A 13,143-nucleotide genomic window follows, 5' to 3' on the forward strand; every position below is an offset into this window, starting at 1 on the left:
TCGCGTCGCGGATATTTCGGACGATCAGGAAGCCACGTCGAGCGCGCGGGCGGCATCGGTGACGTCGGCGGCCATCTGCTCCATGAGCTTCTCGATCCCCTCGAACGCGACCATTCCGCGCAGTCGCTCGACGAACTCGACGCTGACATCGTGTCCGTAGAGATCCAGCCCGGTCTCGCCGAGCACGTGCGCCTCCACCTGCCGCACGAGGACATCATCGAAAGTGGGATTGGTCCCGACGGAGATCGCGGAGGGGTGCCGGATACCGGTGTCATGATCCACGAGCCATCCCGCGTACACGCCGTCGGCCGGGACGAAAGCATCGACGATCGTGGAGAGGTTCGCGGTCGGGAACCCGAGCTCTCGCCCGCGCTTGAGGCCGTGGACGACCTCGCCCCGCACATCCGGGTAGCGGCCGAGCACGGTCGTCGCCGTCGCGACATCGCCCTCCATCAGCAGCTCTCGGATCCAGCTCGACGACACGCGCCGCGCGGAGCCGGGGAGGTACACGTCGTCGACGACCTCGACGGAGAAGCCGTGCTCGGGCCCGAGCTCGCGCAGGAGGTCCGGCGTGCCCGCTCCCCTGTTTCCGAACCGGAAGTCCTCGCCGACGAGGACCGTGGAGACTTCGAGCGCACCGACGAGGATGTCGGTGACGAAGTCATGAGCGCTGCGGGCGGCGAGTTCCTCGTCGAAGGTGAGCACCAGAGTCGCGTCGATGCCCATCTCGCCGAGCAGTTCGAGTTTGCGCTCGACCGTGACGACGTTCTCCGGGCATCGGTCCGGACGAAGGATCGCCAGGGGGTTGCGGTCGAACGTGACCACGACGGCGCGGCTGCCACTAGCTGCAGCGGCTTCGTTCAGCCGGGCGATCACCGCTCGGTGGCCGGCATGGACGCCGTCGAACTTTCCGATGGCGACCGCGCTCGGTCCGAAGCCGTCCGGGATCTCCTCCGGACTGCGGAACACGATCACGCGTGGACCTCGACCGATCGCGGGGCGTCGACAGGTCGGTGCGTGCGCAACCACCAGACGCCGAAGATCGGGAGCACCAACGGGACGAAGAGGTATCCGCGCCCGAACAGCGACCACACCGTCTCATGTTGGAACAGCGCCGGCATCAGGACGCTGAGCAGACCCACCACGAGCACCCCGGTCAGTTCGAAGACGATCGCGATCCAGGCCACCGTGTACCAGCCGCGACGTCGGGCGAGAACGAGCGCGAGGGTCGCGAGGATGTACACGACGGCGGCGAGTGCGGACAGCGAGTACGCGAGAGGTGCCTCGTCGAAGCGGCGGACGATCTGCACGAAGCTGCGTCCGGTGGCGGCCAGCGCCATCACGGCGTAGACGATCACGAGGACGCGACCGATGCCGGTCATCCGAGTGGGGGGTGCGGTGGAGCTCATAGCGCATTCCATCCTAGAGCCGCGGGAGGCGGCCGGACTCTGCCCGAGGTCTCAGCTCATGCGATCTGGACGGACCAGATGACCTGCATGCGCCACAGCATGATCGCGATCGCGAACGCCGCGACCCCGAGGATCACGGTGCTCCACCGGCTGCGCTCCATGAGCGCCCACAGCACGGCTCCGACGGGAAGCAGTGCGGCCGATACGAGGTAGACCCAGTACTCGAGCAGGTCTCCCGTCGGCGGGTTGCCGGCGAGGGGTGCGACGATCGCGACGATCACCTGGACGACCAGGAGGATCTCGACCAAGGCGAGTGCACCGACGCTGAAGTCGCTCGGCCGGCGCCCGATGAGCCCCGCGATGAGGCAGAAGACACCCGCCGCGACGGCCACGATGACCTGGGCGATCGTGAACCACAGGATCATCGCACGGCCTCCGGCATGTTCATCGCACTCTTCAGGTCGGTTCCCCGCTTCTCGACGATGCCGACGAGAACCCCGTCCTCGTCGATGGCGGCTGCGATCGGTCCGTCCAGGCGCGCGGCGTCGCCGGTGAGACGCTTGCCATGCCGCAGGTCGCGCGCTTCCTCGGCCGTCATGTCCAGAACCGGGAGGATGCGCCGGGCCGCCTGCGCCGCGGTGAGAGTGGACGCCCCCTCGAGCGCGTCGACATCCACGGCGTCGCTCACATCGAACGGGCCGACCCGCGTGCGCCGCAGCGCGGTGAGGTGCCCGCCGACGCCGAGGGCCTCCCCGAGGTCGCGAGCGAGCGAGCGGATGTAGGTGCCGGACGAGCAGTCGACGATCACATCGAGATCGAGCGCTCCGTCGCTCGGCCGGCTCGCGATGAGGTCGAACCGGGAGACGACGACTTCTCGGGGGGCCAGGACGACCTCTTCCCCGGCACGGACGCGATCGTACGCTCGACGCCCGTCGACCTTGATGGCGGAGACGGCGCTGGGCACTTGCGAGATCTCTCCGGTGAGGGCAGCGATCCCCGCGGCGACCGCATCGTCCGTCACAGCGTCCCACGCCTCCGCAGCGGCGGTCGTGAGGATCTCGCCTTCCGCGTCATCGGTGCCGGTGGTCTGGCCCAGTCGGATCGTCGCCGTGTAGGTCTTGTCCGCGCCCACGATGTAGGTCAGGAGCCTGGTCGCTCCCTCGATCCCGATGACCAGCAGCCCGGTCGCCATCGGATCGAGCGTTCCCGCGTGACCGACCTTCCTCGTCCCGAACGCACGGCGGGTGCGCGCGACGACGTCGTGACTGGTCAGCCCAGCGGGCTTGTCGACGAGGAGGATGCCGGGCGAGACCATCCCCCCAGCCTACCGAGGCCACAGCGGTCGACCGTTCGCGAGCCTCGGTCGACGGCGTCGTTCCGGGCACGGCTGCGCGCTCCCGTAGGCTGAGGGGATGCCCGGATCGCAGGCCCTGCCCGACATCGTGTCGCGCCTGTCGGACTGGTATCGGGACGCAGCGCGTGACCTGCCGTGGCGCCGATCCGCGTTTCATGACGAGTTCGGCGCCTGGGGCGTCCTCGTGAGCGAGTTCATGCTGCAGCAGACCCCCGTCTCGCGGGTCATCCCCCACCTGGAGGCGTGGCTGGCGCGGTGGCCGACCCCGGAGGCGATGGCCGCGGCATCCACGGCGGACGTCGTGCAGCAGTGGGCGAACCTGGGCTATCCGCGACGGGCGCTCTGGCTGCACCGTGCCGCGGTGGAGATCACGGAGCGGCACGACGGCATCGTTCCCCGCGATGTCGACGCGCTCCTCGCGCTCTCCGGCATCGGCGACTACACCGCCCGAGCGGTCGCCGTGTTCTCCTATGGAGACCGGCACCCGGTGGTCGACACGAACACGCGGCGCGTTCTGGCGAGGGCGATCGACGGCCGAGCCCACCCCGCGCCGCCGTCTCGTCGTGACCTCGCGCTGATGGAATCCCTGCTCCCGGCTTCGGTGCCCGAGTCCGTGGTCTTCAACGCCGCGGCGATGGAACTGGGCGCCACGGTCTGCACGGCGCGAGCTCCGCGCTGCGAGCAGTGTCCTCTCTCCCCGTCCTGCGCCTGGCTCGTCGCGGGCCGCCCCGACACAGGGGATGACCGACGACGCCAGGCATCATACGAGGGATCGGATCGTCAGGCCCGTGGCCTCGTGCTGCGCCTTCTGCGGGAGGCGTCCCCCGACGCGGTGCCCCTGGTCGCCGTCCTGCCCGACTGGCCGGATTCGCCTCAGCGCGATCGCGCGATCGACTCGCTCATCGCCGACGGGCTCGCCGAGGCCGACGGCGAAGCCCTCTCGCTGCCTCGGTGACGACGCTTCAGAGGTGATGATCGGTGCGGTGTGCGAGCACCGTGAGCTCGACGCGGCTGCGGACGTCGAACTTCGTGAAGATCCGCCCGAGGTGCACCTCAACCGTGCGGACCGACACGTTCAGCATCTCGGCGATGTCCCTGTTCGGGGATCCACCGACGGCGAGCATCGCCACCTCGAGCTCCCGTGCGGTGAGCGCGAGCGACCATGCGGCGCGACACGCGGAGAGCGGATCGGCCGCCGGAACGATGCTCCCCTCCCTGGCGTCGAGCCGGTCGATGCGGTCGCGGATGGACCGCGCCCACGCGGTCGCTCCTGAGACCTCGAACAGACGCTCGGCACGGTGGAGGTGCACCCTGGCCGCGGCATGATCATCGTGGATCGCGTGCTGGGTTCCGAGCATGGTCTCCACTCTGGCTCGCGTGAACGGAGAGGCGAGCGTGCGTGCGGCCTCCGTCACGGCATCACGCTCCGAACGCCACCGGGCGTCCCCGGCCGTCGCGATGCGCACGCGCAGCCGCTGCGCGAGCGCGATCTCCGGCGGCTCGATCGAGCCGACCGTCATCGGGCGCGCCTCCACCGTGAGAGCGAGTTCGTCGAGCGCCGGCACCGACATCGCGGTCCGCGGTGACCCGAGCTCGGCCCAGAGTCGAAGCGTGGCGGCGGCATCGTGGAAAGCGCCGGCGAGAAGCGACTGGATGCCCCGATCGACGAGCACGTCGATCCGTGCCCCGTTCGGCAGGGCTGCCGTGAGTGAAAGCGAGAACGGACCGAGTTCGCCGAGCACGGCGAGATCGAGACGGCGCGCGAGGACAACGCCCAATCCCGCGAACGGCAAGGCGACCGGCAGCACGAGCGCGGCCTGGATCAGTCGTTCCCGCGCGAGGCCGATGTCGCCTCGCCACGCGAGCAGCAGGACGTCGACGACCCGGCGGTACGCCTGGATGATCGGGCTGTGCTCGTAGCCGGGAACCAGAGGGTCCGGCGCGGAGCCGATCGCCGAGTCGTCTTTGGCGAGGAGACGTCGCGCTCGATCGATGTCACCGTGCAACGCTGCGCGCAGGGCACTCAGCATCCCCCCGCTCACCGGACCGGACCCCGCGACCTCATCGACGTCACGGTCTCCGGCGATGAGCCAGCTGAGGGCGATCGCCGGATCCCGCAGTTCGCGCTCCGCACCGGTGCGAGCTGCCCCCTCGCGGAGCGCATCGAGCCACACCCGCATCCCCCGCCGGTCACCTCGCTCAGCGCACATCACTGCCACGAGTGCGCTCGCACGCGTCCAATGTCGCCAGTCCTCCGGGTCATCCGTCTCCGGACGCAGCGAACTCGGATCGATCTCGGGCACCGCCCCTTGCGCGAGCGTCTGGGCGACGAGGAGTGCGCCGAGACCTCGCGAACGCCGAGGGTCGGAAGTCTCGGAGTACAGCGCGTTCAACCATGCCGAGGCCTCGGATACGAAGCCGGCTGCGAGCGCCGACGTGCCTGCGACCAGACGCGCGTCGTCTCGGTCGCTTGCGGTGGCGTGGTCCGAAGCCTCGCGCGCGAGCAGCAATGCGCGCTCGGGATGGCCCGCGTCACTGAGTTGCCCGGCGATGTCGATGAGCTCGGGAGCAGCCGCAGGGTCGCCTTCGAGGGACGCCCGCGCATGATGCCAGTTCGCGCGCACCTGGTCGCCGCGCGCGCGGAAGACAGTGCTCAACCGCTCGTGGACGACCGCCGTGGTCGCGGCCGAGGAGGTGGCTCTGATCCAGATCGACAGGCGGGCATCGACGAAACGAACACGACCGGCATGCACGCGGAGGCGGTCGCCCACCGGAGCGGCCGCGACCTCTGATGCGGATCTCCCGTCGAACGCGAGCAGAGGTTCGAGATCATCCTCCAGCGACACCGAGAGTGCGAGGAGCAATTGCCGGTCATGCGATTCGAGTTCCACGGTCTCGAACCTGCGGGCGATCGACGGGACCAACGGGAGCGGTGACGGCAATGGACGGTGTCCGTGTCTTTGCTCGGGCGTCAGACTCTCGACGACTTCGCGGACCGTGGGGGCATGCGCGTCGAGATCGACGGCGAGACAGGCAAGCACATGCGGTGCGCATGCGAGGTCCCGTTCGAGAAGCTCCTCGAGGATGATTCCCACCACCGCGGGCGCGACGAATCGCCCCCGCGCCATGCTCCGACCCACGATGCCGCCCCCCAGCTTCGCGGGATCTGGTCCCGCGAAGCTGAGCGTATCAAACGGCGATCACTCCGCGTCGTCGTCCGTGCGGTACGGGTCGGCGTCGCCGGCATGCGACGCCGAGGACGCGAGCTTCGCGACGTCCGCATCCCGCTGCTGGGCTTCGCGGAGCAGCGCACCGATGTGATCCGCGTTCTCCGGAAGCGCGTCGGGGATGAACTCGAGCGTCGGCACGAGCCTGGTGCTGAGCTGCCGCCCGACCTCGCTGCGCAGCATTCCGGTGGCCGAGGTGAGCGCGGCACCGCTGGAGATGCGCTCTTCCTCCGTGCCGAGCACCGTGTAGAACACCGACGCGTGCTGAAGGTCTCCGCTCACGCGGACGTCGGTGATCGTGACGAAGCCGAGGCGCGGGTCACGCAGCCCCTTCTCCAGTCGTTCAGCGAGGATCACGCGGATGCGATCCGCGAGCCGAGCCTGTCGTTCGCCTGCCATTGTTCTCTCCCTGTACGGAAACCTCAGGGCGTCCCCCGCTCCGCGCCCCGAGGGGAGCGGTGCGACGGACGCCCGAGAGGTTGTTCGAATCGATCAGCCGCGAGGCTTCTCGACGAGCTCGGTCGTCTCGATCTCATCACCGATCTGGATGTCGTTGTACTTGCCGAGGCCGATACCGGCCTCGTAGTCCGTACGGACTTCGGTGACGTCGTCCTTGAACCGGCGCAGCGACTCGATGGCGAGGCCATCCGCGACCACGACGCCGTCGCGGATGACGCGAGCCTTGGCGTTGCGGGTGATCGTTCCCGATCGCACGATGACACCGGCGATGTTGCCGAACTTCGAGGAGCGGAACACCTCGCGGATCTCGGCCACACCCGACTGGACCTCTTCGAACTCCGGCTTGAGCATGCCCTTGAGCGAGCTCTCGATCTCGTCGATCGCGTTGTAGATGACGGAGTAGAAGCGGATGTCCACGCCCTCACGGGAGGCACGCTCGCGCGCCTTCGTGTCGGGGCGGACGTTGAAGCCCACGATGATCGCGTTGTCGATCGTCGCCAGGTTCACGTCAGACTCGGTGATCGCACCGACACCGCGGTGGATGATGCGCAGCTGCACCGAGTCGTCGACCTCGATCTTGAGCAACGACTCCTCGAGCGCTTCGACGGCACCGGAGACGTCACCCTTGATGATGAGGTTGAGCGACTCGACCTTGCCCTCTTCGAGAGCACGGGTGAAGTCTTCGAGCGAGATGCGCTTGCGGGCCTTGGCCAGCTGGGCGTTGCGCTCGACCGCTTCACGCTTCTCAGCGATCTGGCGAGCCATGCGGTCTTCCTCGGTCACGATGAAGACGTCACCGGCACGCGGCACGGAGTTCAGACCCTGCACCTGCACCGGACGCGACGGGTAGGCCTCGAGGACCTGCTCGCCGTTCTCGTCCGCCATGGCACGCACACGGCCGTACGCCGTACCTGCGACGATCGCGTCGCCGACCCGGAGCGTTCCGGACTGGATGAGCACCGTGGCGACCGAACCGCGGCCCTTGTCGAGCTTCGCCTCGATGGCGACACCACGAGCGGCCTTGTTCGGGTTGGCGGTCAGGTCGAGACCGGCGTCTGCGGTGAGCAGCACGGCGTCCAGGAGTTCCTGGATGCCGGTACCGGCACGTGCGGACACGTCGACGAACATGACATCTCCACCGAACTCCTCGGCGACCAGGCCGTACTCGGTCAGCTGCTGACGCACCTTGGAGGGGTTGGCGTCGGGCTTGTCGACCTTGTTCACCGCGACCACGATCGGCACGTTCGCCGCCTGCGCGTGGTTCAGCGCCTCGACCGTCTGCGGCATGATGCCGTCGTCGGCTGCGACCACGAGGATCGCGAGGTCGGTGACCTGCGCACCACGGGCACGCATGGCGGTGAACGCCTCGTGACCCGGGGTGTCGATGAACGTGATGGCGCGCTCGATGTTCTCGTGCTCGGTCCAGACCTGGTAGGCACCGATGTGCTGGGTGATGCCACCGGCTTCACCCTCGATGACGTTGGTCTGACGGATCGCGTCGAGCAGTCGCGTCTTACCGTGGTCGACGTGACCCATGACGGTGACCACCGGCGGACGGATCTCGAGGTCGTCCTCGCTCTCCGCCTCCAGCTCGGCCTCGAGGTCGAGACCGAAGCCCTCGAGGAGCTCCTTGTCCTCGTCCTCGGGCGAGACCATCTGGATCTTGTAGCCGAGCTCGGCCCCCAGGACCTCGAAGGTCGCCTCATCCAGGGACTCGGTGGCCGTGGCCATCTCGCCGAGGTTGAAGAGGATGGTGACGAGGGTTCCCGGCTGAACCGTGTAACCGGTCAGCGTCTCGATCTTGTCGGCGAAGTCCGCGATCGACGCGCCGCGGCGCATGCGGATGGTCTCTCCGTTGCCGCGGGTGACGTTGACGCCACCGACGACCGGAGCACTCCGCATCTCGAACTCTTGCCGCTTCGCCCGCCGCGACTTGCGCTGCTTGCTCTTTCCGCCGCCCTTGCCGAAGGCACCTGCGGTGCCGCCACCGGGACCACGGCCTCGGCCGCCGCCCCCACCGGGACGACCAGCGAAACCGCCGCCGGGACGCGCGCCGGGACCACCGGCACCGCCGGGTCCGCCGCCGCCGGGACGACCGGGACCGCCGGAGCGCTGCTGGAACGGAGCACCCGGACGACCACCCTGACCGCCACGAGGAGCGCCGGGACGCGGCGAACCGGGACGCGGGGCACCCGGACGGGGTGCGCCGGGACGCGGAGCCTGCGGACGCGGGATGTTGCCCGGGGTCGGGCGCTGTCCCATGCCCTGAGCGGATGCGAAGGGGTTGTTGCCCGGACGGGGTCCGGCGGGGCGCTGACCCATCCCCTGCGCAGAGGAGAACGGGTTGTTGCCGGGGCGCGGAGCCCCGGGAGTCGGTGCGCCGCCCTCAGCAGGCTTCGCCGCCTCGGGAGTCGCTGCAGCCGGAGCCTCTGCCGCGGGGGCAGGCGCCGGAGCGGAGGGCGCGGGAGCCGCGGCGGCCGGGGCCTCCGGGGCAGGCTTGGGACCGGGCTTGGGACCCGGGGTCGGTGCCGGCTTGGCACCGGGCTTGGCGCCGGGCTTGGCGGCGGGCTTCGCCGCAGCGGGCTTCGCGGCGGGAGCGGCGTCAGCCGCAGCCTTGAGCGAACCGTCGGCCTCGATCGCCGCACGCAGCTTGCGCGCCACCGGCGGTTCGATGGTCGAAGACGGGCTCTTCACGAACTCGCCGAGTTCCTTGAGCTTTGCAAGTGCGACCTTGCTGTCGACGCCGAGTTCGGCGGCGATCTCATGTACGCGTGGTTTACCAGCCACAATTCTCCTGTCTGAGTCGGTCCACCCAGACAGGGCAGACCACTAGTCGCGGACGGGTCTCATTTCGAGCCGTTCACTTTGTTTCCATAGCTGTTCAGCCTTTGTTTCTTGGTGGATGCTGTTCGAAGTTCCGCGTGTCCAGCTGAGTGGTCACGCGCAGTGCTCGTCCGAATGCGCGGCGCCGCAGAGCGGCATCCATGCATTCGCGTGTCGGATGGACCCACGCGCCTCGCCCCGGCAGGACAGCACTCTCATCGACGATGAGGGTGTCGTTCTGGGACACCACCCTGAGGAGGGCGGAGCGGGGAGCACGCGTGCGACAACCGACGCACGTTCGTACGGGTTCCATCTTACACCTGCGTTTCGCCCCGCCCTGCCCGTACGCGGGGCGAGCCGGGAGTCCGGAGCCGTTCAGTCGAGGATGCTGTCCGGCTGGATGTCGATCTTCGCACCCGTGAGCTTGGCGGCCAGACGCGCGTTCTGACCCTCCTTGCCGATCGCGAGCGACAGCTGATAGTCGGGGACCAGCGCACGGACGGCCTTGGTTCCCGCGTCGAGCACGAACGAGCTCGTGACCTTCGCCGGCGAGAGCGCATGGGCGACGAAGACCGGAAGGTCGGCGTCGTAGTCGACGATGTCGATCTTCTCCCCCGCGAGCTCCTCGGTGACCGCGCGTACGCGCCGTCCGAGCTCGCCGATGCACGCCCCCTTGGCGTTGATCGACGGATCATTCGCCTTCACCGCGATCTTGGTGCGGTGTCCGGCTTCACGGGCCAGAGCCACGATCTCGACGAGACCGGCTGCGATCTCCGGAACCTCGAGGGCGAAGAGCTTGCGCACGAGTCCCGGATGCGTGCGCGAGACCGTGATCTGCGGGCCCTTGAGCCCCTTGGCGACGCTCGTGACGTACACACGCAGGCGCGACCCGTGCGTGTACTCCTCGCCCGGGACCTGCTCCTCGGGGGGCAGGATGGCTTCGACGGCGCCGAGATCGATGTGAATCATGCGCGGATTCGGACCCTGCTGCACCACGCCGGCGACGATGTCGCCTTCCTTGTCCTTGAAGTCACCGAGCACCACGTCGTCGGCGATGTCCCGCAGACGCTGGCTGATGACCTGCTTCGCCGCGAAGGCCGCGATGCGTCCGAAGTCGTCGGGGGTGGCGTCTTCCTCGCCGATGACGGCGCCTTCCTCATCCCGGACGACCTGGAGGACGGCGACGTGCCCGGTCTTGCGGTCCAGGTCGACGCGGACGCCCTCGGGGGTCACACCGTCCTCGGACACGTGCTTGGAGTATGCGGTCAGGATCGCCTGCTCGATGATCGCGACGAGTTCGTCGAAGGGGATCGCCTTCTCCTTCTCGATCCCTCGCAGAAGACTCAGTTCGATGTCCATGACGGCCTCTCTATTCAGCTCTCGTCGCGCCTGTTCGCACGCGCGACATCCGTACCACGATACCCTGTGCCGACCGGCCCCTGCCACGGCGGCAGCGGAGGCGGCCGCGGACCGGCCCGAGGAGGACCATGTGAGCGCATTCGACACCATCGTCATCGGTGCAGGCATGTCGGGGCTGACGAGCGCCCGCATGCTCGCAGACGCCGGCCAGCGCGTCGTCGTCCTCGAAGCACGGGACCGCATCGGCGGACGGATGCACACCGATCGGAGCGCGGGGTTCCCCGTCGACCTCGGCGCGTCATGGATCCACGGGATCGACGGCTCTCCCCTGTGGGACCTCGTCCAGGCGCTCGGTGTCCCGACCATCGAGTACACGGTGGGCAGCTTCCAGGTCGGCGGGCGACCGATGGAGAACTTCGACGGCAAAGGGCGAGCGATGGGTGAAACCGCGACCGCCCAGTGGATCGCGGATGTCGATGAGGCCGATCGCCTGCTCGTCGAGGAGATCGCGGCATCCTCCTCGGGTGACACCTACCTCGACGTCACCGAGCGGGCCCTCGATCGTTCCGGGTTCTCGCCCGAGCGCATCGACGAGATCCGTGAGTTCTTCCGTCACCGGGTGGAGGAGCAATGCGGCGCCTGGATCGGCGACCTGGATGCGCACGGCCTCGACGAAGATGCCATCGAGGGCGACGAGGTGATCTTCCCGCGCGGGTACGACGAACTCCCCCGGCGCATCGGTGCCGGGCTCGATGTCCGCACCGAGACGCCGGTCTCACGCGTGACCCGCTCGACGGACGGCGTCGTCGTGCAGGCAGGCGACACGGAGTACACCGCTGACCGCGTGATCGTGACCGTGCCACTCGGCGTGCTGAAGACGGGAACGATCGAGTTCGACCCGGCGCTGCCGGACGCGGTCGCAGGCCCGATCGACCGGCTCGGCATGGGGGTCTTCAACAAGATCTTCCTGCAGTTCCCCACACGTTTCTGGAACGACGAGAGCTACGTCATCCGTGCTCTGGGCGAGGCCGGGGAGCACTGGCACTCCTGGTACGACGTCTCCGCCGTCAGCGGACTGCCCACGCTGCTGACCTTCGCGGCCGGCCCCTTCGGGCGGCACATGCAGGAGCTGCCGGACGAGGAGGTGGTCGCTGACGTCCTGCGCGCCCTCCGCAGCCTGTACGGCGACGCGGTCGGCGAACCCCGCGCCCACTGGATCACGCACTGGGGGCCTGATGCGTTCTCGAACGGCTCCTACTCGCACCTGGCGGTGGGATCGACGCATCACGACCACGATGCCCTGGCCGGTCCGGTGGACGACGTGCTGCATTTCGCGGGCGAAGCCACCTGGGGCGACGAACCCGCGACGGTCGGCGCCGCCTTCTACTCCGGGCACCGAGCGGCGGAACGGATCCTCGGCCACACCGTCGACCTCGGCGAGTTCGCCGCCGGCATCACCGCGCGGGAGCAGAAGGAAGGGCGTTGATCGCCCCGATCAAGCGGAAGAGGTTTCCGACCTGGCGTTGATCCAAGTGGAGCGCCAGTCGCGGCAGTTCGAGTCGGTCGTCGTCGGCGACCTCGGGCTGCCGTGGATTCGTCCTCTCGATGCGACCCGAAGCCAGCATCGTGGCGAACTGCTCGTTGAGCGCTTCGACCTCGGCATCCGTCGGCTCTTCCCGCAGGCGCAGGATCAGCGCGTCGCCGACCCACCGCAGCGAGTCGTAGTTGTGCCAGAAGCCGGTGATCTCCGCGCGCGCCTCCTCCACGGAGTCGGTGATCACGACACGGTCGAAGTCCCCCTCCGAGATGACGCCGGTAGGAGCGAGGTGGTCGTCGATGAAGCTACGCAGCCCCTGCCAGAACGTCCCGCCCGGCTGATCGAGGAGCACGATGGGCGTGGGCTCCGCCTTACCGGTCTGCTGAAGGGTGAGCAGCTCGAACATCTCGTCGAGGGTGCCGAAACCGCCGGGGAGGCAGATGAACCCCAGCGACTCCTTGATGAGCATCAGCTTGCGCGTGAAGAAGTACTTCATCGCGACCACGTGATCCTGACCGGCGACGAAGCCGTTCGGCTTCTCCTCGAAGGGCAGTCGGATCGACACACCGAGCGAGAGCGCGGGCCCCGCACCTTCGGACGCTGCCTGCATGATCCCGGGACCTGCGCCGGTGACGACCATCCATCCATCACCGGCCAGTGCCGCGGCGACATCACGGGCCGTCAGGTACAGCGGGTCATCCTGCCTGGTGCGCGCCGAACCGAAGACGGTGACCTTGGGCACGCCGCGGAACGGGGCAAACAGCCGGAAGGCGTCGCGCATCTCCGCCAGTGCCGCGGAGGCGATCTTCAGGTCGAGTCGGTCGGCACCGTCCTCACCCAGCAGGATCGCGGTCCGCAGCATCCGCATCACCAATCGTCGATCGGCGTGCACGCCCGCGTCGTCGAGGACGGTGTTGATCTCGGCACTGAGCGCTTCCGGCAGAGGTTCGTCGTTCATGCCCCCAGCGTGTCATG

General features: G+C 68.6%; 12 protein-coding genes. 2 read left to right on the top strand and 10 right to left on the bottom strand.

Annotation, left to right across the window (positions count from 1 at the left end):
* Nucleotides 1-24: 24 nt before the first annotated feature.
* From ACLF6J_RS03740 to truB, 4 genes are read right to left on the bottom strand one after another with little or no spacing between them, the layout of a single operon-like run.
* Entirely contained in the window at nt 25-975 is a 951-nt protein-coding gene (locus tag ACLF6J_RS03740; RefSeq protein ID WP_134353561.1) for a bifunctional riboflavin kinase/FAD synthetase, read from the bottom strand.
* Nucleotides 972-1,409 carry a hypothetical protein gene (locus ACLF6J_RS03745; RefSeq protein WP_227991603.1) on the bottom strand — a complete coding sequence of 146 codons (438 nt, stop codon included), beginning with the start codon at nt 1,407-1,409 and terminating at the stop codon, nt 972-974. The genes ACLF6J_RS03740 and ACLF6J_RS03745 overlap by 4 nt, the downstream gene beginning before the upstream one ends.
* A 56-nt stretch (nt 1,410-1,465) precedes the next feature.
* Nucleotides 1,466-1,834 carry a hypothetical protein gene (locus ACLF6J_RS03750; protein ID WP_134353560.1) on the bottom strand — a complete coding sequence of 123 codons (369 nt, stop codon included), beginning with the start codon at nt 1,832-1,834 and terminating at the stop codon, nt 1,466-1,468.
* Nucleotides 1,831-2,724: a tRNA pseudouridine(55) synthase TruB gene (truB, locus tag ACLF6J_RS03755; RefSeq protein WP_134353559.1), complete on the bottom strand. Its 894-nt coding sequence runs from the start codon at nt 2,722-2,724 to the stop codon at nt 1,831-1,833. Before truB ends, ACLF6J_RS03750 begins: the two co-directional genes overlap by 4 nt.
* 115 nt (nt 2,725-2,839) lie before the next feature.
* On the opposite strand from truB, the gene ACLF6J_RS03760 reads away from it, so the two are divergent.
* Nucleotides 2,840-3,718: an A/G-specific adenine glycosylase gene (locus ACLF6J_RS03760; protein ID WP_047519391.1), complete on the top strand. Its 879-nt coding sequence runs from the start codon at nt 2,840-2,842 to the stop codon at nt 3,716-3,718.
* Nucleotides 3,719-3,725: 7 nt separating this feature from the next.
* On the opposite strand, the gene ACLF6J_RS03765 is transcribed toward ACLF6J_RS03760, so the two are convergent.
* The 5 genes from ACLF6J_RS03765 to nusA all read right to left on the bottom strand — a co-directional run bounded on the left by ACLF6J_RS03765 (nt 3,726) and on the right by nusA (nt 10,631).
* A complete protein-coding gene (locus ACLF6J_RS03765; RefSeq protein ID WP_134353558.1) occupies nt 3,726-5,891 on the bottom strand; it encodes a response regulator transcription factor in 2,166 nt (721 codons plus the stop codon).
* Between the two features lie 72 nt (nt 5,892-5,963).
* The gene (gene rbfA / locus ACLF6J_RS03770; protein WP_021199404.1) at nt 5,964-6,389 is read right to left on the bottom strand and encodes a 30S ribosome-binding factor RbfA; all 426 of its coding nucleotides are present in this window, start codon (nt 6,387-6,389) and stop codon (nt 5,964-5,966) included.
* A gap of 93 nt (nt 6,390-6,482) precedes the next feature.
* Nucleotides 6,483-9,236 (bottom strand): translation initiation factor IF-2, encoded by a 2,754-nt coding sequence (gene infB, locus ACLF6J_RS03775; protein ID WP_134353557.1) that lies wholly within the window; start codon nt 9,234-9,236, stop codon nt 6,483-6,485.
* A gap of 94 nt (nt 9,237-9,330) precedes the next feature.
* Nucleotides 9,331-9,585, bottom strand: a complete 255-nt coding sequence (locus ACLF6J_RS03780; RefSeq protein ID WP_081996981.1) for a YlxR family protein — start codon at nt 9,583-9,585, stop codon at nt 9,331-9,333.
* 62 nt (nt 9,586-9,647) lie between these two features.
* Nucleotides 9,648-10,631, bottom strand: a complete 984-nt coding sequence (gene nusA / locus ACLF6J_RS03785; protein WP_047522603.1) for a transcription termination factor NusA — start codon at nt 10,629-10,631, stop codon at nt 9,648-9,650.
* Between the two features lie 130 nt (nt 10,632-10,761).
* Here nusA and ACLF6J_RS03790 point away from each other — a divergent pair, with 130 nt between their 5' ends.
* A complete protein-coding gene (locus ACLF6J_RS03790) occupies nt 10,762-12,117 on the top strand; it encodes a flavin monoamine oxidase family protein (RefSeq protein WP_134353556.1) in 1,356 nt (451 codons plus the stop codon).
* Here ACLF6J_RS03790 and ACLF6J_RS03795 read toward each other — a convergent pair.
* Complete coding sequence (locus ACLF6J_RS03795) at nt 12,086-13,126, bottom strand: TIGR00730 family Rossman fold protein (protein ID WP_134353555.1); 1,041 nt, start codon at nt 13,124-13,126, stop codon at nt 12,086-12,088. The two genes, ACLF6J_RS03790 and ACLF6J_RS03795, sit on opposite strands and share 32 nt — an antisense overlap.
* Between the last annotated feature and the right edge of the window lie 17 nt (nt 13,127-13,143).

Source organism: Microbacterium sp. IO18, assembly GCF_049099505.1.
GTDB classification, from domain to species: domain Bacteria; phylum Actinomycetota; class Actinomycetes; order Actinomycetales; family Microbacteriaceae; genus Microbacterium; species Microbacterium aurugineum.

Excerpts from the sequence above, each read along its gene's own strand:
- truB (WP_134353559.1), bottom strand. The coding sequence starts at position 2,724 with ATGGTCTCGCCCGGCATCCTCCTCGTCGACAAGCCCGCTGGGCTGACC.
- ACLF6J_RS03780 (WP_081996981.1), bottom strand. The coding sequence starts at position 9,585 with ATGGAACCCGTACGAACGTGCGTCGGTTGTCGCACGCGTGCTCCCCGC.
- nusA (WP_047522603.1), bottom strand. The coding sequence starts at position 10,631 with ATGGACATCGAACTGAGTCTTCTGCGAGGGATCGAGAAGGAGAAGGCG.
- rbfA (WP_021199404.1), bottom strand. The coding sequence starts at position 6,389 with ATGGCAGGCGAACGACAGGCTCGGCTCGCGGATCGCATCCGCGTGATC.
- ACLF6J_RS03795 (WP_134353555.1), bottom strand. The coding sequence starts at position 13,126 with ATGAACGACGAACCTCTGCCGGAAGCGCTCAGTGCCGAGATCAACACC.
- ACLF6J_RS03745 (WP_227991603.1), bottom strand. The coding sequence starts at position 1,409 with ATGAGCTCCACCGCACCCCCCACTCGGATGACCGGCATCGGTCGCGTC.
- ACLF6J_RS03750 (WP_134353560.1), bottom strand. The coding sequence starts at position 1,834 with ATGATCCTGTGGTTCACGATCGCCCAGGTCATCGTGGCCGTCGCGGCG.
- ACLF6J_RS03765 (WP_134353558.1), bottom strand. The coding sequence starts at position 5,891 with ATGGCGCGGGGGCGATTCGTCGCGCCCGCGGTGGTGGGAATCATCCTC.